Raw genomic sequence first — 19,698 nt, 5'->3', positions numbered from 1 at the left:
TTATCTCTTGATTTCGGTAGTGTGTGAAGTGATGGGGCCGCGGTCTGTGGTGCGCCGGAACATCGGTAGCGCAATCGCCTTGGTCCCCGGGGCTGGCCGTGCCAGCAGGTCCGGCAAGAAGACCTCTGTCACGAGCATGACGCCGTCGCCGCGCCGGAATACGGAGCGCCGCGCAGGCAGCATGGGCAGCGGCGCCATCGCCGGCAGCTCGCGCTGCAGCGCCTGGCGCAATGGATGGTGCGGCAGCAGCCGGGCAAACTGGAACGGGTCGCGCGTCACGGCCGGATCGATAAACAGCCGCCCGCCCAGGGGGCGCGCGCCCAGCCCCCGCAGGAACGGCCAGTCGCGCCGCGCATGGCGCAGCCGCACCACGGTGTGGGCGAAGACGGCGGGGATATCGTCGCAGATCAGCAGCACTTCGCGCGTCAGCGCCGGGACGCGGTCGTGCTGGCCCAGCACCTGCCATTCATCGGCCAGCGGCCGCAATGGGCGCTGCAGCAGCTGCGCCACGCGGAAGCGCTCGGACGCGGCCACCAGCCGCGCGGTCAGCGAACCGTCGTCGCCGGTGACCCAGCGCCGCAGGTTGGGCGTGATCGCCGCATCGAATGCCAGGTGCGAACTCCAGCCGCAGCGGCGCGCGGACTGCGCGCTCATGCCGCGCCCGCGCTTGCCGGCACCTTGCCGCCCGGGCCATAGCCGCAGAAAGCGAGCACTTCGTCGACGTAGTCGGCAAATTCGCTGATGCCGTGGTCGCTGCCCTCGATCACGCGGATATTCGCGCCGGGGCAGGCGGCCACCATTTCACGGTAGTCCAGCACCTCGTCGCCGGTGGCGGCGAGGAGGTAGTAGCGCTCGGGGCGCGTGATGGCGTCCACCCGCAGGGCCAGCAGCTCCAGCAGGTGGCGGCGCTCGACCGTGACCGAGCCGCCGCCGTGCCACAGCGGCTGCTCCCCGAGGTATTGCTCCAGGTCGGTCCACGGATGGACCGCCGGGTTCAGCAGCACGGTCTTGCAGCCGTGGCGCTCGCCGAGCCAGCGGGCATAGAAGCCGCCCAGCGACGAGCCCACGATGGCAACTTCCTGGTCGCCGCGGGCCTGGGCGGCGCGGATGGCGGCGTCGGCCTGGGCGATCGCCAGCGCCGGCGAGACATTGAGCTCCGGACAGGCGTAGTAGCGGCCCACGCCCCACTCGCGCATGCGCTCCTGCACCAGGCGCGCCTTGAACGACTGCGGTGAGGAGCGGAATCCGTGCAGGTACAGCAGCATGGCAGCCCCCCTGCGGCTCAGGCCGCCGCGGCCAGCGCGTCCAGCAGCTTCTGGTGCACGCCGCCGAAGCCGCCGTTGCTCATCACCAGCACGTGGTCGCCCGGCTGTGCCGCGGCGCACACGGCCTGCACCAGCGCGCCCAGGTCCTGGAATGCGCCAGCCTTGTCGCCCAGCGGCGCCAGCGACTCGGCCAGGTCCCAGCCCAGCGCGTCCTTGCCGGCCGGGGCGCCGTAGCCGAACACCAGGTCAGCCTGCTCCAGGCTTGCCGGCAGCTGGGCTTTCATCACGCCCAGCTTCATGGTGTTCGAGCGCGGCTCCAGCACCGCCAGGATGCGGGCATTGCCGACACGCCGGCGCAGCCCTTCCAGCGTGGTCTGGATCGCGGTCGGATGGTGGGCGAAGTCGTCGTAGACGGTCACGCCGCCGACCTCGCCGCGCACTTCCATGCGGCGCTTGACGTTGGCGAAGCGCGACAGCGAAGCGATCGCCTGCTCCGCCGGCACGCCCACGTGGCGCGCCGCGGCGATTGCCGCCAGCGCGTTCATGCGGTTATGCGTGCCCTGCAGGTCCCACACCACGGTGCCGACCACGGCGCCCTCGAACCAGACGTCGAAGGCATCCTTGCCCGGCTGTGCGGTGTGGGCGGTGTGGGCGGCATCGCTCTCGCGCCAGTCGCCCACGCCGAACTGCTCGACCTCGCTCCAGCAGCCGCGCTCGAGCACGCGCGCCAGGCTTTCCTCGACGCCGTTGACGACCAGCCGGCCCTGGCCCGGTACGGTGCGCACCAGGTGGTGGAACTGCGTCTCGATCGCCGCCAGATCCGGGAAGATGTCGGCGTGATCGTATTCCAGGTTGTTCAGGATCGCAGTGCGCGGGCGGTAATGCACGAACTTGCTGCGCTTGTCGAAGAACGCGGTGTCGTACTCGTCGGCCTCGATCACGAAGAAATCGGACTCGGTCACGCGCGCCGAGATGCCGAAGTTCTGCGGCACGCCGCCCACCAGGAAGCCCGGGTTGTAGCCGGCATCCTCCAGGATCCAGGCCAGCATCGACGTGGTGGTGGTCTTGCCGTGCGTGCCGGCCACCGCCAGCACCCATTTGCGCGCAAGCACGTGCTCGCCCAGCCATTGCGGGCCGGACACATAGGGCAGGTTGCGATCGAGGATGGCTTCCATCAGCGGATTGCCGCGCGAAACCACGTTGCCGATCACGAACAGGTCAGGCTCCAGCGCCAGCTGGGCGGGGTCGAAGCCTTCGATCAGCTCGATGCCCTGCGCTTCCAGCTGGGTGCTCATCGGCGGATAGACATTGGCATCGCAGCCGGTGACGCGATGGCCGGCCTGCTTGGCCAGCACCGCCAGGCCGCCCATGAAGGTGCCGCAGATGCCAAGGATATGAATATGCATGGGTTCCCGGGAAGACATGAAGCCCGCAGGCTTGGGGACTCGGCACCCGGCGCTCGCGCGGCGGCAGCGTGGCCGCATGGTGATGGCAGGCCGGGCAGGAAGCCACTGATTGTACCCGAGCGCCGGCGGCCTTCGCTGCACCGCGGCACCGGCGGCCACGTGCGTGCGGCGCCCCGCGTGCGCTCCGGTATCATGGGGCAATGAGCCGACGTACCCCGCCCGACCCCACCCGCCTGCGCGAGGAAATCGCCCAGGCCGCCGCCCGCATGATCGCCGAGGACGGCGCCGACTACGCCACCGCCAAGCGCAAGGCCGCGCGCCAGGTGCTGGGCGAGCAGCGCGTGCCCGGCGAATGGCTGCCCGACAACGACCAGGTCGAGGCCGAAGTGCGCGCCTACCAGGCGCTGTTCCATGGCGACACCCAGCCGCGCGTGCTGGCCCTGCTGCGCCGCGTGGCCGTGCTGGCCATGGAGGACCTCGCGCCGTTCCGGCCCTACCTGGTGGGCGCCGTGCTGAACGGCACCGCCACCGAGCACTCGGATATCTACCTGCAGTGCTTCTGCGACAGCGCCAAGGACGCCACGCTGCACCTGCTGAACGCCGGGGTCGACTTCGAAACCAGCGAAAGCCGTCACTTCGGCGGCCGCGGCGATGTCGAGACCCTCAGCTTCCTGTGGAAGGGCCAGTGGCCCGACCGCCGTGCGGCCCGCCAGCTGGCCGGCGAGGTGCGCGCGGAACTGGGTGCGCCGGTCGGCATCCATATTGCGCTGTATGATGCCGTCGACGAACGCGGCGCCGTGCGCGCCGACGCCTCCGGGCGGCTAACCCGCGCGGACCTGCAGGCCGTACGCGCGCTGATCGGCGAAGATGCCGGCACCGGGCCGTCCTGAATCACGGCCCGCGCCCGCCCCGCTCACGCTACCTAATCCAATGACTGATACCGTCTCCTCGACCGTCCGCCGCTCCCGCCTCTGGCTGTGGATCGCGGTTGCCGTGGCGGCATGCGCCGCCGGCGCGATTGCCGGCCATTTCTTGTTCTCGCCCAAGCCGGCCAGCGACCAGGCCGTCGAGGCGTTCTTCCAGACGCGGCTGCCGGACCCCGCGGGCACCGAGCTTGACCTGGGCACGCTGCGGGGCAAGACACTGGTGGTGAACTTCTGGGCGCCGTGGTGCGGCCCCTGCGTTGAAGAAATGCCCGAGCTGACCGCGCTGCACGAGGAATACAAGAACCGGCAAGTCGAGTTTGTCGGCATCGGTATCGATTCAGCCAGTAATATCCAGCAGTTCACCAGGAAGGTACCGGTCGCCTATCCGCTCGCAGTGGCAGGCTTCGCCGGCACCGAGCTGTCGCGCAATTTCGGCAACAGCGCCGGCGGCTTGCCCTATACCGTGGTCATCAACCCCGACGGCAGCGTCAAGTACCGCAAGATGGGCCGCGTCACCGCGGAAGAGCTGCGCGCGGTGCTGCCTCGCACCTGAGTAAGTTCTTTCGGTATCTCCGGTCAATTTCGGATTTCTCGCGCGATTTGTTCCGTTTCCGTATGTGAGGCCCGAGAAAGTGCCGAAAGCGCCGCCGTATCGTCCCGATGCCGCCGCGCCTTGTATCCCGCGCTAGACAAATCCCTCTAAGCTACGGTAATCTCCGCGCAATTTCGTTGATCTGGTCGAGCCGCCGTGACTGCAACCCGCTCCATCCGTCGCTCAACCCGCTACCGCAAGGTGCTGGTCCTGCATGGGCCTAACCTGAACCTGCTGGGAATGCGCGAACCGGAGACCTACGGGCACACCACCCTGGCCGATATCGACGCAGCGCTGGCCGACCATGCATCCAAGGCCGGTATTTCCCTGGCTTCGTTCCAGTCCAACCATGAGGGGGCACTGGTCGATCGCATCCACGCCGCGCGCGAGGAAGGCGTCGATTTCATCATCATCAACCCGGCGGCCTACACGCACACCAGCGTGGCCCTGCGCGATGCGCTGGCCGGCGTGGCCATCCCGTTTGTGGAGGTCCACCTGTCCAACGTGCACCGCCGCGAGAGCTTCCGTCACCACTCCTATTTCTCCGATATCGCTGTCGGAGTGATCTGTGGGCTGGGCTGGCAGGGATACCTGCTGGCACTCGACTATGCGCTCGCCCAGGAACAGCCGCCGCCAGGAAGCCCGGGGCGCTGACCCCTGCCAGAATTTTTTGACGAACCTGCGCGCGCCGCCCGGCGGACCGCGCCCGTTGCACGTGCCGCGGCACGGCGGGCGCGGCTCCGTGGTGGGCGCCAAACGATTTCTTCCGCCGCAGCCCAGCGGGGCCGCGGCCGGACAACCTGATTCAGGAGGATAAGAAGATGGACCTGCGCAAGCTGAAGACGCTCATCGACCTGGTGGCCGAATCCGGCATCTCCGAGCTGGAAGTCACCGAAGGCGACGGCAAGGTACGCATCGTCAAGCAACCGCCGCAAATCGTCGCCGCGCCGATGGCCATGCCGCAGCTGCAGGCACTGCCGGCCGCATCGGCCGCTGCCCCGGTCGGCACCGCCGCCCCGGCCGCCGAGCCGGTTGCGCAACTGCCCGCCGGCCACATCGTGACCTCGCCGATGGTGGGCACGTTCTACCGCGCGCCGTCGCCGGGCGCCGCACCGTTCGTCAATGTCGGCGATTCGGTCAAGGAAGGCCAGACCGTCTGCATCATCGAAGCCATGAAGCTGCTCAACGAAATCGAGTGCGACAAGGCCGGCGTCATCAAGGAAATCCTGGTCGAGAACGGCCAGGCCGTGGAATACGGCCAGCCGCTGTTCGTCATCGGCTGAGCCTGAAAGGCATGCCGCGCCCAGCGCTGCCGACGACCGCCCTTGCGGCGGCAGGCACAGCACCGGCGCGGCCCTCTATGGCGTTTCAGGACGCCAGGGACGTTGTGGGCATCGCGACCCGTTCCGTGCAGTTCCATGCAGTTCCGCGCGTTAGTGCGGCCCGGCGTGCGGCCCGGCGGCCAGCCTGACGGCCGCGCGCCCGACGTGCCATGGCGGCACGCAGCGGGACCGCTCCCGTTCTCGCAGAGAGAGACCATGTTTGAAAAAATTCTGATCGCGAACCGCGGCGAAATCGCACTTCGCATCCAGCGCGCCTGCCGCGAACTGGGCATCAAGACGGTGGTGGTGTATTCCGAGGCCGACAAGGAGGCCAAGTACGTGCGCCTGGCCGACGAAGCCGTCTGCATCGGCCCGGCCCCGTCGCCGCAGTCGTACCTGAACATGCCGGCCATCATCTCGGCCGCCGAAGTGACCGATGCGCAGGCCATCCACCCGGGCTACGGCTTTCTGTCGGAGAACGCCGACTTCGCCGAGCGCGTGGAGAAATCCGGCTTCGTCTTCATCGGCCCGACCGCCGACAGCATCCGCCTGATGGGCGACAAGGTCTCGGCCAAGCAGGCCATGATCAGGGCCGGCGTGCCGTGCGTGCCGGGCTCTGACGGCGCCCTGCCCGACGACCCCAAGGAAATCCTGGCGACCGCGCGCCGCGTAGGCTACCCGGTGATCATCAAGGCCGCCGGCGGCGGCGGTGGCCGCGGCATGCGCGTGGTGCACACCGAAGCGGCGCTGATCAACGCCGTCAACATGACGCGTGAGGAAGCCGGCCGCGCCTTCGGCAATCCCGAGGTCTACATGGAGAAGTTCCTGGAGAATCCGCGCCATGTGGAGATCCAGATCCTGGCCGACCAGCACAAGCAGGCGATCTGGCTGGGCGAGCGCGACTGCTCGATGCAGCGCCGCCACCAGAAGGTGATCGAAGAAGCGCCGGCGCCGCATATCCCGCGCCGCCTGATCGAGCGCATCGGCGACCGTTGCGCCGAGGCCTGCAAGAAGATGGGATACCGCGGCGCCGGCACTTTCGAGTTCCTGTACGAAAACAACGAGTTCTACTTCATCGAGATGAACACGCGTGTGCAGGTGGAGCACCCGGTCACCGAGATGATCACCGGCATCGACATCGTGCAGGAACAGATCCGCATCGCCTTCGGCGAGAAGCTGCGTTTCCGCCAGAAGGACGTGCAATTCCGCGGCCACGCGATCGAATGCCGCGTGAATGCCGAGGACCCGTTCAAGTTCATCCCGTCGCCCGGCCGCATCACCGCCTGGCACATGCCGGGGGGCCCTGGTGTACGCGTGGACTCGCACGCGTATGATGGCTACTTCGTGCCGCCCAACTACGATTCGATGATCGGCAAGATCATCACATACGGCGCCACGCGCGAGCAGGCCATCGCCCGCATGCGCATCGCGCTGTCCGAAATGGTTGTGGACGGCATCCAGACCAACGTGCCGCTGCACCGCGAGCTCATGATGGACGCCAACTTCGTCGAAGGCGGCACCAGCATCCACTATCTCGAGCATCGCCTGGCGGAGCGCGCGAAGGCCTGACGCGACTTACCCGCAACCCCAAGCAGCAAGCAAGGAAGCCCGTGGCATTTCAGGAATGTGTGATCGAAGTGGCGCAGGACCAGGCCGAAGCCTGGTCCGAGGCCCTGTTCGACCTCGGTGCGCTGTCGGTCTCGGTGGAAGACGCCGATGCCGATACGCCCGATGAGCAACCGCTTTTCGGCGAGCCCGGGCTCGAACCCAAGCAACTCGCGTGGAACCGGTCGCGCGTGGTGGCGCTGTTCGGCGACGATGCCGATCCCGCCGTGGTGGTGGCCGCTGCCGCCAACCAGCTTGGCATCGATCCGGTGCCGGCATACGAACTGCGCGCGGTGGAAGACCAGGACTGGGTGCGCCTGACGCAATCGCAGTTCGAACCGATCCGCATCGGCGAGCGCATCTGGGTGGTGCCGTCGTGGCACGACGCCCCCGAGCCCGATGCGGTGGTGCTGGAGCTCGACCCCGGCCTGGCCTTCGGCACCGGCAGCCATCCGACCACGCGGCTGTGCATGCAGTGGCTGGAGCAACACGTGGTGCCGGGCGAGACCGTGCTCGACTATGGCTGCGGCTCCGGCATCCTGGCGATCGTCGCGCGCAAGCTCGGCGCGGGCGCTACCGTTGGCATCGACATCGATCCCAACGCCGTGGAAGCGTCGCGCTACAACGCCGAGCGCAACCAGGTCGAGGCGTCGTTCGCGCTGCCCGAGTCGGTGTCGGAGGCCACCTATGACCTGGTGGTCGCCAATATCCTGTCGAACCCGCTCAAGCTGATGGCCGCCATGCTCAGCGCCCGCGTGCGCCCCGGCGGCCGGCTGGTGCTGTCGGGCGTGCTGGAGCGCCAGGCGGAGGAAGTTGCCGCCGCCTATGCACCGTGGCTGCCGCTGACGGTATGGCGCGCCGAGGAAGGCTGGGTGTGCCTGCACGGCACCCGTCCCTGACCAGTCCAGATGGCCGCCGTCAAGCTCGTCACGCGCTGCCCGGCCTGCCGCACCGCCTTCCGGCTGGTCGCCGACCAGTTGCGCCTGCGCCAGGGGCTGGTGCGTTGCGGCCACTGCGAAACGGTGTTCGATGCGCGCGAGCACCTGATCGAAATCCCCGTGCCGGCAGGCAGTGCCACGCCGCCGGCGTCCGCCGTACCGGCAACGACCACGCCGACCGCGGCCACGCCCGCACCGGCAGCTGAAGCTGCGCGCCCCGGCGAGTCTGCCCCGGCATCGCAGCCAGCCCCTGCCCCCTTCACGCCCTTCACGCCCACCATCGATCCCGGCTATGACGTGCCGGCGCTGGACGCGCCTACCATGCTCATGACCTCGCCCGCGGACCTCGACGTCGCGGCACCGCCCCACGCGGACGTGCATGAGGACGAGATCGAACGGGCGCTGCGCGAGGCCAACGATGCCGTCGCCCAGCGCGACGCGCGCGATGCGGAACGGCAGGCGGACATCGAGCCCGCGCCGCAGCAGACGCCCGCCACGGAGACCGCGCGGGAAGCGGAACCCATGGCGGAGTCGGAACCGGAGCCAGAAGCAAAACCAGGACCGGAACCCGAAGCGCAGCCTGAACCAGAGCGCAAAGCCACGCACGACGCAGAGGCCACGGCGACGCACGCGGCGCCTCAGCCGGCCGAACCCGAAGTTGCAGCGCCGGCATGGCCCGCACTGAACCACAACGCACTCGATCATCCTGCGCTTGAAGAGCCGGCACGGATCGGCAAGGCCGGGGAGCCCGAAGCAGAAGCGCGAGGGAAAGCGGAAGCGCCGGCGCCCCAGCCGGACGCTGTGCCCGCACCCGCGGCAATCCCGAGTGCCAGCGAATTCCTGCGCGCGGCGTCGGCGGATATCGGCCCGCCACCGGCGATCCATCCGGCGCCGGCAGACACGCCCGAGTCCGCCGCCGAGCCGTCCGAGAGCAAGGCTGCCGAGCGCACCGACACCAGCGATACGCGCTACGGCCGCGACGCCGGGCCCGCGCCCGACACTGGCGCGCCCGCCAGCATCACTGGCGAAGCCGTCGCACGCGAGCAGACCACGCGCCGCTGGACCCGCGCCGAAGCCCCGGCCGGCCCGGTCTTCGCTCCCGACTTCCTGCGCCACGCCCGCGAACGCGAGCGCGAGCGTGCCCCCGCGCGCAGCCGCGCGCCGGCGCCGCGCACGCTCTGGTACGCCGCGGCAGCGGTGCTCGCCCTGGGCGCGACGGTGCAGGCCGTGTATCTCGCGCGCAGCCCGCTGGCCGGACAGTTCCCGATGCTGCGCCCGGCACTGGAAGCCGCATGCGCCCCGTTCGGCTGCGACGTGCCGCCGTGGCGCGACATCGACGCACTGCGCATCGAGAGTTCGCAGCTGCAGCGCCTGGACGAAGGCGGCGATGCCTACATGCTCGCCGTCACGCTGCGCAACCTCGGCCGCGCCACCACCGCGCTGCCAGCGATCGAGCTGGTAATGACCGACCTGCAGGACCAGCTGCTGCTGAGGCGTGTGCTGCAACCGGCGGATTACCTGGACCCTTCGCAAAAGGCCTTCGCGACAGAGGGGCTTCGCGCCGGCATGGAGCTGCCGGTTCGGGTACGATTCCGGACGCAGCAGGCGCCATCCAACTACCGCGTGCTGATTTTTTATCCCTGAATTCCGCGGCCTGCCGCCGGACCGAATCCGAGTCCGGCGGCGGGCAGCGCCCCCCACCGGGGCATTGGCCGGCCAGGCGCCGGAAACTGAACCGGAAACCATCAGACATCAAGGAGCAGACATGAGCAGCGTTACCCTCGGCGGCAACCCGATCGAAGTCGCAGGCAAGTTCCCGCAAGCCGGCGACAAGGCGCCCGCCTTCTCGCTGGTCGGCAAGGACCTGAAGGACGTCACGCTGGCCGACTTCGCCGGCAAGCGCAAGGTGCTGAACATCGTCCCGAGCCTGGACACGCCGGTGTGCCAGGCTTCGGCCCGCAAGTTCAACGAGGCCGCCAACAGCCTGGCCAACACCGTCGTGCTGACGATCTCGGCCGACCTGCCCTTCGCGATGGGCCGCTTCTGCACCACCGAAGGCCTGGCCAACGTGGTGACGCTGTCGACGATGCGCGGCGCCGAGTTCAAGGGCAACTACGGCGTGGACATCAAGAGCGGCCCGCTGGCCGGCGCGACCGCGCGCGCAGTGGTGGTGCTCGACGAGAACGACACCGTCAAGTACGCCCAGCTGGTCCCGGAAATCAAGACCGAGCCGGACTACGAAGCCGCCCTGGCCGCGCTGAAGTAATCCGCACCGCCTGACGGCAGCGGCCGCCCGCGCAACCGGGGCGGCCGTTTTTGCTTTATCTGACCTATCCACCAACAACCTACCACCTGGAGAGAGCATGGCCAGCCTGATCTGCGGCTCCGTCGCCTACGACACCATCATGACGTTCGACGGACGCTTCCGCGAACACATCCTGCCGGACCAGATCCATATGCTGAACGTCTCGTTCCTGGTGCCCGGCATGCGCCGCGAGTTCGGCGGCTGCGCCGGCAACATCGCCTACACGCTGAAGATGCTGGGCGGCGATCCGGTGGTGATGGCCACCGTCGGCACCGATGCCGAGCCCTACCTGGAATACCTGCGCAAGCTGGAGATTCCCACCAGCCACATCCGCGTGCTGCCCGAGAGCTTCACGGCGCAGGCCATGATCACCACCGACCTGGACAACAACCAGATCACCGCCTTCCACCCTGGCGCAATGAGCCAGTCGCAGCTGAACAACGTCAAGGACGCGCTCGGCAGCGGCAAGGCGCCCGCGCTCGGCATCGTGGCCCCGGACAGCCGCGAAGGCATGCTGCACCACGCGCGCCAGTTCGCCGAGGCGGGTGTTCCGTTCATCTTCGACCTGGGCCAGGCGATGCCGCTGTTCAACGGCGAAGACCTGCGGGAGTTCGTTGAACTCGCCAGTTACGTGACAGTCAATGACTACGAGGCGCAGGTGCTGCTGTCCCGTACCGCATGGACCAGCGCCGAGGTTGCCGCCAAGGTTCGTGCCTTCATCGTCACGCACGGCGAGCGCGGCGCCAGCATCTATGCCGATGGCCAGCAGTACGCGATCCCGGCCGTGCGGGCCGAGCGCATCGTCGACCCGACCGGCTGTGGCGACGCCTTCCGCGGCGGCCTGCTCTACGGCATTGAAAACGGTTTAGACTGGGAAACGACCGGCCGCCTGGCATCGCTGATGGGGTCGGTCAAGATCGCGCAGCAGGGTCCGCAGAACCACTGGTTGTCGCGCGAGGAAATCGGCAACCGGTTCCAGTCTGCATTCGGGTACCGCTACGCCTGACCTGCGGCCAGTGCGTGGCCTCTTCGGGATTTGACATGAACCACCAGCTCCGTGGCGGCGCGCTTGCCGTCATTGCCATCGCGGCCCTGGTCGCCGGCTGTGCGACGGAGTCGAACTCCAACAGCGTCTACAGCACCGGGCAGGCGCAGCGCGAGCAGACCGTACGCTATGGCGTGGTCGAAGGCATACGCGAAGTTGCCATCCAGCGCAGCCAGACCGGCGCGGGCACGCTCGCCGGCAGTGCCATCGGCGGCATCGCCGCTGGCAGCACCATCGGCAGCGGCAACGGCGCGGTGGCGGCGGGCATCCTCGGCGCGATCCTGGGCGGCATCGCCGGCAGCGCTGCCGAGAACAAGGTCAACGAGCGCCGCGGCCTGGAGATCACCGTGCGCCTGGACAACGGCGAGATGCGCGCGATCACGCAGGAGGCCGACGAGGTTTTCCGCCCGGGCGAGCGCGTGCGGCTGCTGTCCTCGGGCGGCGTCACCCGCGTCACGCACTGAACCGCTGCGCCCGGGCGGGCGCCAGCATGCAGCGCATCCAGGCGCCGCGCCCGCAAGGGCCGCGGCGCTTTTTCTTTGCTCGCGCACCAATGAAAAAACCCGCCGGGCCAGCGGCCATCGGCGGGTCTGCAAGACTGGCGTCTTGCTGACCGGATACGCAGTATCCGGTCATGCTGGCACGCACTGCGTGCCGATGTGGTTCCGTACGGAACGCGTAAGTCCCACGCCGTGGCGGCGCAGCTTACGGACGGTTGCCCGTCGGGAACGGCCAGGCAGCGGCCGGGTTCAGCGCGGTCTTGGCAGCCGAAGCGGGAGCAACGGCAGGGGCAGCGGCAGGCTTCGCGGCAGCCTTCTTGGCAGCCGGCTTCTTCGCAGCAGCCTTCTTGGCAGGAGCCTTCTTGGCAGCCGGCTTCTTGGCAGCAGCCTTCTTGGCCGGTGCAGCCTTCTTGGCGGCGACCTTCTTGGTTGCAGCCTTCTTGGCCGGTGCTGCCTTCTTGGCGGCGACCTTCTTTACTGCGGCCTTCTTGGCCGGTGCTGCCTTCTTGGCGGCGACCTTCTTGGTTGCAACCTTCTTGGCGGCGACCTTCTTCACCGCGGCCTTCTTGGCGGGGGCCTTCTTGGCCGCAGCCTTCTTGGCCGGCGCAGCCTTCTTGGCGGCGACCTTCTTCACGGCGGCCTTCTTGGCCGGTGCCTTCTTGGCGGCCGGTGCTGCCTTCTTGGCGGCTACCTTCTTGGTTGCGGCCTTCTTGGCCGGAGCGGCCTTCTTGGCGGCCGGCTTGGCGGCCTTCTTAGCCGCCGGCTTTTTCTTTGCAGCAGTTGCCATGGATAACTCCTTCACTAGAGAGTGAATATCGAATGACCTAAGTCAGGCGACCCGACCGACCCGAGGCGCGATACCACAGCGCGGCCCCAGTCGAGCGAGCGATTCATCGGCGCGCGGCCCGACTGCGGCTGCACGCTAATGAATTCGGTTGCAGGCGCACCGCCCATGGCGGTGACTTCGCGGCAGTCGCGGACCCGCAAGCGGGACCGGGGCACTTGCCGCGCCCTGGAATATTCGATCGGCCCGCCCCGCCAGTCGGGTCGGCGCGCGGCCTGAAAAGAGGAGATATCGGACAGCAGGCCTGCGGTGCGGGCATGGCCTCGCGCACGGCAAGCGGCATTCATTCGGTGGTAGCTGGTCCAACCCGTCAATGGACCAAGGGAGACTGCACGCGTTTTAAGAAGCCGGCTCGGCCAGGTCTGCGTCAAAGTTCTCGTGCTCCTCAGCTACAACCTTCATCACTGCATCGAAGCGCGCATCGCGCTCGTCGTTCCAATCTTGCTTCCTGCTTCTCTGCAATGAAGTGAGACTCTTGTCAAGGCGAATCATAATTCGTTTGCACGATGATGTTAAGAAAAAAGTGCAAAAAAACTTGCCTGCATGCATTACTCAAACTAGTTCTCTCGCGCGTCGTCACGAAGACGTTGCCGATGGCATCGCAATGCATCGCGCGCACGCTGATGCGAACACGCGCTTCGCTCGTTCGCACACGCGTCGCGGCCCTCCATCCCGACCCGCGCACGCGCAGCTTTTACACACCCGCACGGCACCCGATTACAACCCGCGCAACGCGCATCGCAGGATTGCGCGCGCCCTGCTGCGCACGTCATCGCGCTTTCCGAAAAGCCGCATGGACAAAGGCTTTGCGGGCGATGCACCGATACGCGCGCGACCTGCGCGGCAGTGCGCGAGCACGTAAGCGCTCGCGCCGGAAACGGGTGGCGCGCTTCGTCGCCTGCATGCGTTACACAGTCGTCAGCGCGCACGCGCGAAGGGCGTCCGGCTGACTGCGACGACTCGCGCCACTCACCTCGCGAAAGCACGCCGAACAAGCCCACGAAGAGTGATGCGCGAACGCAACGGTTTGCATCGAAGCAACAGCGCGAGGACATCAAAGCGTTGCGATTGAGCAAAGCGGCGACGCGTGCGAAGCATCGCGGCAACACTTCGATCGTTTGTCGGGACACAGCTGCGCCGACAGCATCGCGATCGCCGCTCTCATCCATTCGGATGACTCCGATCACGCACCACAGATCGCTGCGCGCATCGCGCGATGCCGAGCGTGCCGGCACGCTTCGCAGCGCTTGCCGCAGGCTTGCCGATCTCGCCGCGAGAGCCCGGCGATGCGCCGCACGTCCGCTTAGAGGAATGCTTCGGCAGCGCGCTCGGCGGCCCGATTTGCTGCAACACAATAACCCGCAAACAACGGCTGCATGCGGCTTTGCGGGGAGCATGCAAGGCGTGCGCGCAGGCCGCCGCGGGGACCGGCGCAGCATGCCGGGCGATTGCAGTGCCGCTGCTGCGACAGTAGATTGGCGTGCGCGCCCGCCGCCCAGGCTCCGCTGCTTCGACGCAGGCGGCAATCGCCACGCGGCGCATCGCACCGGCACCCTGCCGGTGGGCAACGAACCTCAAAGGAGACATCATGCGCAACCCATCCCACCTCGCCGCTGTCCGTCCGCTGGTGCGTCCGGCACTGCGTGCCGCGGTGCTCGCCGCCGCCCTGCTCGGCAGCGCCGCCGCGATGGCGCAGGCCTCGCCCAGCGGCATGTGGAAGACCATCGACGACAGCACCGGCAAGCCGCGCGGCCTGGTGGAGATCAGCGAGAAGAACGGCGTCTACAGCGGACGCCTGGTGAAGACCTTCGTCGAAGGCGACGGCAAGCCCAGGGTCTGCGACAAGTGCACCGACGCGCGCAAGGACCAGCCGCTGATCGGCATGACCATCCTGACCGGCCTGCGCAAGACCGGCGACAACGAGTGGAGCGGCGGCGAGATCCTCGACCCGGAGAACGGCAAGGTCTACAAGAGCAAGATGTCGCTCGCCGAGGATGGCAGCAAGCTCAACGTGCGCGGCTTCATCGGCATCAGCCTGATCGGCCGCACCCAGACCTGGGAGCGCGATCACTGAGCGTGCGACGGCTCATGTGACTCAGGGTTTCTCCGCAACCGCCGGCAGCATGCGATGGCGCGGCGACGCGGCTGGCGAAAAAAAACCGGGCGATTCTCACCGCCCGGTTTTTTTGTCCTCGATGCTGCGCTTTACATCCGGTACCGCAGCGTCGCCATCACGCTGCGCGGGGCGCCCGGCATGTTCAGGTTAGGGCTGGTGCCGTGCGCCGACACGATGTAGCCCTTGTCGAACAGGTTGTACACGTTCAGCTGCGCCTCGAAGGCGCCGCGCCGGTACCAGGCCATGGCGTCGGCGGTGACGTAGCCGGGCAGCGTCACGGTGTTGAGCGGATCGGCATAGCGCGCGCCCACCAGGTTGAGGCCGGCGCCCACGCCGAAGCCGTGGCCCAGGTCCTTGGTCACCCACGCGTTGCCCGAGTGGCGCGGCGTGATGGTGGCGCGCTTGCCCTGCAGCGCGGCGGTGGACTTGGTGATGGTGGCATCCAGGTACGCGTAGCCCGCCAGCATGCGCCAGCCGCCGCCCAGCTCGGCCGCGCCGGAGATCTCGATGCCGTCGGTGCGCTGCTCGCCGATCGGCAGCAGTGCCGTGTTGGTGGCGTTGGCCACCTTGATGTTGCTGCGCTCCAGGCGGAACACCGAGATCGTGGTGCTGGCCTTGCCGTTCAGCCAGTCATACTTGGCGCCGACTTCGGTGTTGTTGGTGGTCTCGGGCGCCAGGTCGGCGTTGTTGGCCGCCAGCGCAAAGGCCTCACCCGACGGCTGGAACGACTTGCTCCACGACACGTAGTACGACTGCGCCTTCGACGGCTGCCACACCAGGCCGGCGCGCGGGCTCCAGGCGGTGTCGGTGCGCGACAGGTCGCGCTGGCCGGCGATCCGGTTCCTGGTCTCCTGCTGGAAGTTGTCGTAGCGCACCCCGACCAGCGCCTTCCACTGCTCGCTGAACTTGATCATGTCCTGGGTGTAGAACGCCAGGGTGTCGAACACGCCCAGGTTCGAGGTGGTCGGGTTGCCCGGCGCCTTCAGCGGCAGCGTCATCAGCACCGGGTTGAACAGGTCGAACACTGCCGGGCGGCCGTTGGCGCCGAGCACCGGCTTGGTGTTGTTGACCTGGTCCTTGTTCTGCTGCCCGATCTCCATGCCGTACAGGATCTCGTGCTCCATGCCCAGGAAGGTGGCCTTCTGGGTCAGGTCGGTCTGGTTGAACCAGCCATGTTCCTCGCGGCGGACATTGCCGTGGTTCATGGTCAGCGTGCGCGCCGCTTCGTTGACCGCAGCGGTCAGCGTGTTGTTGCGGTCCAGCGAGTAGTGGTAGTAGCGCGTGGCGTTGCGGATCGACCAGTTCTGGTTGAAGCGGTGGTTGATCGTGGCGGTGCCGGAGAACACGCGCGACTGCGAGTAGTCGGCATCGCGCGCATTGGCCGCGCCGTAGTAGCGCGAGGCCGGCACGTCGACCGGGCGGCCCTGGTAGGCCGGAATGCCGAAGTCGGTGACGCGGCGGTCTTCCAGGTAGTCGGCCTGGAACAGCACGGTGGTCTCAGGTGCGACGCGCAGCTCCAGCGACGGCGCGATCGCCTTGCGGTCCAGGAACTGCTGCGAGCGATAGCTGTTGGCCTTCTCCACGGCGCCGGTGATGCGGAACGCGGCGGCGCCGTCGGCGAACACGCGGCCGACGTCGGCCTCGGCGCGGCGGTCGGCCCACATGCCATAGCTCAGCGCGAAATCGGTGACGTCGATGCCAGGCTTCTTGGTGACGCGGTTGATCAGACCGCCTGCCGAACCGCGCCCGTAGAGCACCGCCGCCGGGCCCTTGACCACTTCGACGCGATCCACGTTGGACAGGTCGCGGAAGTACAGCGCATCGTCACGAATGCCATCGACGAACTGGTCGGCGATCGCGGTGAAGCCGCGGATCGAGACCTGGTCGCGCTGGCCGTCGCCATGCGAGAACGACACGCCGGGCACGTTCTTCAGCGCGTCCTGCATCGACGTGGCGTGCTGGTCGCGCATCACCTCGGCGGTGACCACGTTGACGGTCTGCGGAACGTCGCGCAGCGGCGCTTCGGTCTTGGTCGCGCTGACCGCGTTGGGCGGGTTGTAGCCGGCGCCCAGCTCACGGCTGACGTCGGCCTTGACGGTGACCTCGGGCAGCTGCGCCGCTGCCGTCGGTGTCGCCTGCGACCAGGCTGCCATCGGTTGAAAAACAAGGGTCCCTGCCACCGCGGCGCAGATCGGGTGAAGTTTTATTCTCATTTCCCTGTAATTGACTGTAATTCTTTTTAAGAAAGCGGTGCATTATCAATTATGAGAATGAAGGGGTCAACGAGATTGCGAATTATTCCCATTCAATGTCGCGCAGCGTTGTTTTCAGATCGGCGTTGACCGGGAGCAGTACGCTGGTGTTTGACTTATGAGCCGACTCAGATGAGCCGACTCAGGCCAACTGCTCGGCCAGCACGTTGCGTACCTCGGCAATGAACGGCGATTCGTTGCGGCGGGCAGGTAGCAGGAAGAACTCCGCTTCGGGCAGGCGCGGCAACCCGAGCCGCGCGACCGTGCCGCCGTCCAGCGGCGCGACGCCCGGCCCGATCGCCGCTGCATTCAGGCAGGACAGCCCCAACCCGGCCGCGAGCGCGAGATGCAGGCCCGCTACGCCTGAGGCCGAGTGCGCGATCTCGAAGGGCAGGCGCTTGCGCAGCAGTTGCTGCACCACGAACTGGTGCAGCGAGCAGGTGTCGGGCAGCAGCACCAGCGGCAGCGTGGCGGGCAAGGCGTCGGCCTCGCCGGAGGCCGCCACCCAGGCCAGCGGTTCGCGCCGCAGCACCGTGCCCCGCGTGCTCTTGCCCTGTGTGTCGCGGCCGCGCGGCAGGCGCATGCTCAGGCCGATATCGAAGGCATCCATCCCGGCGGCGGCATCGATTGCCGCACTCTTCATCACCGTCACGTGCAGCCGCAGATAGGGATAGCGTTCACGCAGGCGCCGCAGCATGCCGGCGATTTCGCCCGGGCGGAAGTAGTCGGTGACGGCAAGCCGCAGGTCGCCTTCCAGCGCGTGTCCGCGCAGTTCCTGCAGCGCCAGTTCGTTCAGCGCGAGGATGCGCCGCGCGTGCTCCAGCAGCCGCGCGCCGGCCGGCGTCGGCACCGCGCCGTGCCGCCCGCGCGACAGCAGCGGCACGCCGGCGCGCTCTTCCAGCTTGCGCAGCTGTTCGCTGACCGACGATTGCGACAGGAACAGCCGGGGCGCGGCGGCGGACAGGCTGCCGCAGTCGGCAACGGTGACGAAGGTGCGCAACTGGTCTGTGTCGAATCCACGCATGATGGGACGCTCCGGCATAGGCTGGCAGAGGGTGGCAAAGGCGGCCGCAGTTACTTCGGCAAATCCGATGGATGGTATCGGACATTCCCGCTTTTCCGATACTACACCGGCTCCTAACATGGCATCACCCACCCACGAAACCAGGAGCCAGCCATGCCCCACATCGTCCTGCAACTGTCCGGCCAGCCCGATGCCGCCCTCACCCGCCGCAGCGCCGCCGCCATCGCCGACCTGACCGCAAGCGTGCTCGGCAAGAAACGCGACGTGATTGCCATCACCGTCCACTACGTGCCGCACGACAGCTGGATCATCGGCGGCGTGCCGCTGTCCGAGCAGGGCCGCAACGCCTTCCATCTCGATATCAGCGTCACCGATGAGACCAATACCAAAGCTGAGAAGGCGCAGTTCATCCAGGCTGTGTTCGAGACCATGGCGGGCCTGCTCGGCAACCTGCATCCAGTTTCCTATGTGCATGTGATCGATGCCCGCGCGGCGGCGTACGGCTATGGCGGCCGCACGCAGGAGTATCGGCACCAGCACGGATGAAGCGCGCGTCGCCTGCAGGGCGGCGTTATCGCGCTGGGCTGTATTTTGTGACCGGACTGGTCTGAAGCAATCGGGGGCCCCGCCGCTTGTACATTTAGTGCGTTGTTAACTAGTGTGAGTTGGGTGCCGCCGGCATCCAACCCGGCCATCCTGGAATCCGACGCATGAAACAGATCACCCTGCCCGACGGCGAGCGCATCCCCGCGCTCGGCATGGGAACGTGGAACATGGGCGAGTCGCCCGCCGCGCGCGCCGAAGAGATCGCCACGCTGAGGCTGGGCCTGGACCTGGGCCTGCGGCTGATCGATACCGCCGAGATGTATGGCGAGGGCCAGTCCGAGGAGATGATCGGCGAGGCCGTGGCCGGACGGCGCGACGAAGCCTTCCTGGTCAGCAAGGTCTATCCGTTCAACGCCAGCCGCCGCGGCACCGTGCAGGCGTGCGAGCGCAGCCTGCAGCGGCTGCGCACCGACCGCATCGACCTCTACCTGCTGCACTGGCGCGGCGGCGTGCCGCTGGAAGAGACCGTCGCCGCCATGCAGGCGCTGCAGCGCGACGGCAAGATCCGCCACTGGGGCGTCAGCAACCTGGACCTGGCAGACCTGCAGGAGCTATGGGACGCGCCCGGCGGCGACGGCATGGCCACCAACCAGCTGCTGTACAACCTCGGCCGGCGCGGTATCGAATGGGACCTGTTGCCGTGGCTGCGCCAGCGCGGCATCCCGGTGATGGCCTACTCGCCGATCGAGCAATCGCGGCTGCTGGGCAACCCGGGGCTGAAGCGCTTCGCGCGCGACCACGGCATGACCGCGGCGCAGGCGGCGCTGGCCTGGCTGCTGGCGCAGGACGGCGTCATCGCCATCCCCAAGACCGGCCGGCGCGAGCGCCTGCAGGAGAATATCGGCGCGCTGTCGCACCCGTTGTCGGCGGCCCAGCTGGCCGAACTCGACCGCATCTTCCCGCCTCCGGACGGGCCGGGGGCGCTGGAGATGCTGTGAGCGCGCCCGCGGCG

The 19,698-nt window shown here is 67.8% G+C and carries 19 protein-coding genes; 13 read left to right on the top strand and 6 right to left on the bottom strand.

Annotated elements, in window-relative coordinates; genetic code table 11:
- From IPF36_RS26060 to mpl, 3 genes are read right to left on the bottom strand one after another with little or no spacing between them, the layout of a single operon-like run.
- Window positions 1–654: a chorismate lyase gene (locus IPF36_RS26060; protein WP_195431263.1), complete on the bottom strand. Its 654-nt coding sequence runs from the start codon at window positions 652–654 to the stop codon at window positions 1–3.
- Window positions 651–1,265 carry a YqiA/YcfP family alpha/beta fold hydrolase gene (locus IPF36_RS26055; RefSeq protein WP_195431261.1) on the bottom strand — a complete coding sequence of 205 codons (615 nt, stop codon included), beginning with the start codon at window positions 1,263–1,265 and terminating at the stop codon, window positions 651–653. The genes IPF36_RS26060 and IPF36_RS26055 overlap by 4 nt, the downstream gene beginning before the upstream one ends.
- A 17-nt stretch (window positions 1,266–1,282) precedes the next feature.
- A complete protein-coding gene (mpl, locus tag IPF36_RS26050) occupies window positions 1,283–2,671 on the bottom strand; it encodes a UDP-N-acetylmuramate:L-alanyl-gamma-D-glutamyl-meso-diaminopimelate ligase (protein WP_195431259.1) in 1,389 nt (462 codons plus the stop codon).
- A 200-nt stretch (window positions 2,672–2,871) separates the two neighbouring features.
- Between mpl and IPF36_RS26045 the strand changes: the two genes are divergently transcribed.
- From IPF36_RS26045 to IPF36_RS26000, 10 genes are all read left to right on the top strand, one after another.
- Window positions 2,872–3,561, top strand: a complete 690-nt coding sequence (locus tag IPF36_RS26045; protein ID WP_135705922.1) for a UDP-N-acetylmuramate--alanine ligase — start codon at window positions 2,872–2,874, stop codon at window positions 3,559–3,561.
- 40 nt (window positions 3,562–3,601) lie between these two features.
- On the top strand, window positions 3,602–4,150 hold the full coding sequence (locus IPF36_RS26040) for a TlpA disulfide reductase family protein (RefSeq protein ID WP_195431257.1): 549 nt from the start codon (window positions 3,602–3,604) through the stop codon (window positions 4,148–4,150).
- A gap of 195 nt (window positions 4,151–4,345) precedes the next feature.
- The gene (aroQ, locus tag IPF36_RS26035) at window positions 4,346–4,843 is read left to right on the top strand and encodes a type II 3-dehydroquinate dehydratase (RefSeq protein WP_195431255.1); all 498 of its coding nucleotides are present in this window, start codon (window positions 4,346–4,348) and stop codon (window positions 4,841–4,843) included.
- Between the two features lie 167 nt (window positions 4,844–5,010).
- Entirely contained in the window at window positions 5,011–5,472 is a 462-nt protein-coding gene (gene accB / locus IPF36_RS26030; RefSeq protein WP_135705924.1) for an acetyl-CoA carboxylase biotin carboxyl carrier protein, read from the top strand.
- 255 nt (window positions 5,473–5,727) lie between these two features.
- On the top strand, window positions 5,728–7,080 hold the full coding sequence (accC, locus tag IPF36_RS26025) for an acetyl-CoA carboxylase biotin carboxylase subunit (protein WP_195431253.1): 1,353 nt from the start codon (window positions 5,728–5,730) through the stop codon (window positions 7,078–7,080).
- A 41-nt stretch (window positions 7,081–7,121) separates the two neighbouring features.
- Window positions 7,122–8,015 carry a 50S ribosomal protein L11 methyltransferase gene (prmA, locus tag IPF36_RS26020; RefSeq protein ID WP_029047872.1) on the top strand — a complete coding sequence of 298 codons (894 nt, stop codon included), beginning with the start codon at window positions 7,122–7,124 and terminating at the stop codon, window positions 8,013–8,015.
- Between the two features lie 9 nt (window positions 8,016–8,024).
- Window positions 8,025–9,698 carry a zinc-ribbon and DUF3426 domain-containing protein gene (locus IPF36_RS26015; RefSeq protein ID WP_195431250.1) on the top strand — a complete coding sequence of 558 codons (1,674 nt, stop codon included), beginning with the start codon at window positions 8,025–8,027 and terminating at the stop codon, window positions 9,696–9,698.
- 121 nt (window positions 9,699–9,819) lie between these two features.
- Window positions 9,820–10,320, top strand: a complete 501-nt coding sequence (tpx, locus tag IPF36_RS26010) for a thiol peroxidase (RefSeq protein WP_133092337.1) — start codon at window positions 9,820–9,822, stop codon at window positions 10,318–10,320.
- A gap of 97 nt (window positions 10,321–10,417) precedes the next feature.
- A complete protein-coding gene (locus tag IPF36_RS26005; protein ID WP_135705927.1) occupies window positions 10,418–11,365 on the top strand; it encodes a carbohydrate kinase family protein in 948 nt (315 codons plus the stop codon).
- A 35-nt stretch (window positions 11,366–11,400) separates the two neighbouring features.
- Window positions 11,401–11,868 carry a hypothetical protein gene (locus IPF36_RS26000; protein ID WP_133092339.1) on the top strand — a complete coding sequence of 156 codons (468 nt, stop codon included), beginning with the start codon at window positions 11,401–11,403 and terminating at the stop codon, window positions 11,866–11,868.
- Window positions 11,869–12,109: 241 nt separating this feature from the next.
- Here the strand turns inward: IPF36_RS26000 and IPF36_RS25995 are convergent, their stop codons facing one another.
- Complete coding sequence (locus IPF36_RS25995) at window positions 12,110–12,691, bottom strand: histone H1-like DNA-binding protein (RefSeq protein ID WP_133092340.1); 582 nt, start codon at window positions 12,689–12,691, stop codon at window positions 12,110–12,112.
- Between the two features lie 1,645 nt (window positions 12,692–14,336).
- On the opposite strand from IPF36_RS25995, the gene IPF36_RS25990 reads away from it, so the two are divergent.
- A complete protein-coding gene (locus tag IPF36_RS25990) occupies window positions 14,337–14,822 on the top strand; it encodes a DUF2147 domain-containing protein (protein WP_133092341.1) in 486 nt (161 codons plus the stop codon).
- A 131-nt stretch (window positions 14,823–14,953) separates the two neighbouring features.
- On the opposite strand, the gene IPF36_RS25985 is transcribed toward IPF36_RS25990, so the two are convergent.
- On the bottom strand, window positions 14,954–17,077 hold the full coding sequence (locus IPF36_RS25985) for a TonB-dependent siderophore receptor (protein ID WP_195431247.1): 2,124 nt from the start codon (window positions 17,075–17,077) through the stop codon (window positions 14,954–14,956).
- 181 nt (window positions 17,078–17,258) lie between these two features.
- Window positions 17,259–18,140 (bottom strand): LysR family transcriptional regulator, encoded by an 882-nt coding sequence (locus IPF36_RS25980; RefSeq protein ID WP_195431244.1) that lies wholly within the window; start codon window positions 18,138–18,140, stop codon window positions 17,259–17,261.
- A 153-nt stretch (window positions 18,141–18,293) separates the two neighbouring features.
- Between IPF36_RS25980 and IPF36_RS25975 the strand changes: the two genes are divergently transcribed.
- Both IPF36_RS25975 and IPF36_RS25970 read left to right on the top strand, forming a co-directional pair.
- Window positions 18,294–18,686 (top strand): 4-oxalocrotonate tautomerase family protein, encoded by a 393-nt coding sequence (locus IPF36_RS25975; protein WP_135705930.1) that lies wholly within the window; start codon window positions 18,294–18,296, stop codon window positions 18,684–18,686.
- A 164-nt stretch (window positions 18,687–18,850) separates the two neighbouring features.
- A complete protein-coding gene (locus IPF36_RS25970) occupies window positions 18,851–19,684 on the top strand; it encodes an aldo/keto reductase (RefSeq protein WP_135705931.1) in 834 nt (277 codons plus the stop codon).
- The last annotated feature ends 14 nt before the right edge of the window (window positions 19,685–19,698 follow it).

Origin of the sequence: Cupriavidus sp. IK-TO18 (genome assembly GCF_015549295.1) — a bacterium.
GTDB classification, from domain to species: domain Bacteria; phylum Pseudomonadota; class Gammaproteobacteria; order Burkholderiales; family Burkholderiaceae; genus Cupriavidus; species Cupriavidus oxalaticus_A.
This window is presented reverse-complemented; position numbering and strand designations above follow the sequence as displayed.

Bases quoted from the DNA above. Each gene is read 5' to 3' on its own strand.
- IPF36_RS26060 (WP_195431263.1), bottom strand. From the start codon at position 654: ATGAGCGCGCAGTCCGCGCGCCGCTGCGGCTGGAGTTCGCACCTGGCA.
- IPF36_RS26055 (WP_195431261.1), bottom strand. From the start codon at position 1,265: ATGCTGCTGTACCTGCACGGATTCCGCTCCTCACCGCAGTCGTTCAAG.
- mpl (WP_195431259.1), bottom strand. From the start codon at position 2,671: ATGCATATTCATATCCTTGGCATCTGCGGCACCTTCATGGGCGGCCTG.
- IPF36_RS26045 (WP_135705922.1), top strand. From the start codon at position 2,872: ATGAGCCGACGTACCCCGCCCGACCCCACCCGCCTGCGCGAGGAAATC.
- IPF36_RS26040 (WP_195431257.1), top strand. From the start codon at position 3,602: ATGACTGATACCGTCTCCTCGACCGTCCGCCGCTCCCGCCTCTGGCTG.
- accB (WP_135705924.1), top strand. From the start codon at position 5,011: ATGGACCTGCGCAAGCTGAAGACGCTCATCGACCTGGTGGCCGAATCC.
- accC (WP_195431253.1), top strand. From the start codon at position 5,728: ATGTTTGAAAAAATTCTGATCGCGAACCGCGGCGAAATCGCACTTCGC.
- IPF36_RS26015 (WP_195431250.1), top strand. From the start codon at position 8,025: ATGGCCGCCGTCAAGCTCGTCACGCGCTGCCCGGCCTGCCGCACCGCC.
- tpx (WP_133092337.1), top strand. From the start codon at position 9,820: ATGAGCAGCGTTACCCTCGGCGGCAACCCGATCGAAGTCGCAGGCAAG.
- IPF36_RS26005 (WP_135705927.1), top strand. From the start codon at position 10,418: ATGGCCAGCCTGATCTGCGGCTCCGTCGCCTACGACACCATCATGACG.
- IPF36_RS26000 (WP_133092339.1), top strand. From the start codon at position 11,401: ATGAACCACCAGCTCCGTGGCGGCGCGCTTGCCGTCATTGCCATCGCG.
- IPF36_RS25995 (WP_133092340.1), bottom strand. From the start codon at position 12,691: ATGGCAACTGCTGCAAAGAAAAAGCCGGCGGCTAAGAAGGCCGCCAAG.
- IPF36_RS25990 (WP_133092341.1), top strand. From the start codon at position 14,337: ATGCGCAACCCATCCCACCTCGCCGCTGTCCGTCCGCTGGTGCGTCCG.
- IPF36_RS25985 (WP_195431247.1), bottom strand. From the start codon at position 17,077: ATGAGAATAAAACTTCACCCGATCTGCGCCGCGGTGGCAGGGACCCTT.
- IPF36_RS25980 (WP_195431244.1), bottom strand. From the start codon at position 18,140: ATGCGTGGATTCGACACAGACCAGTTGCGCACCTTCGTCACCGTTGCC.
- IPF36_RS25975 (WP_135705930.1), top strand. From the start codon at position 18,294: ATGCCCCACATCGTCCTGCAACTGTCCGGCCAGCCCGATGCCGCCCTC.
- IPF36_RS25970 (WP_135705931.1), top strand. From the start codon at position 18,851: ATGAAACAGATCACCCTGCCCGACGGCGAGCGCATCCCCGCGCTCGGC.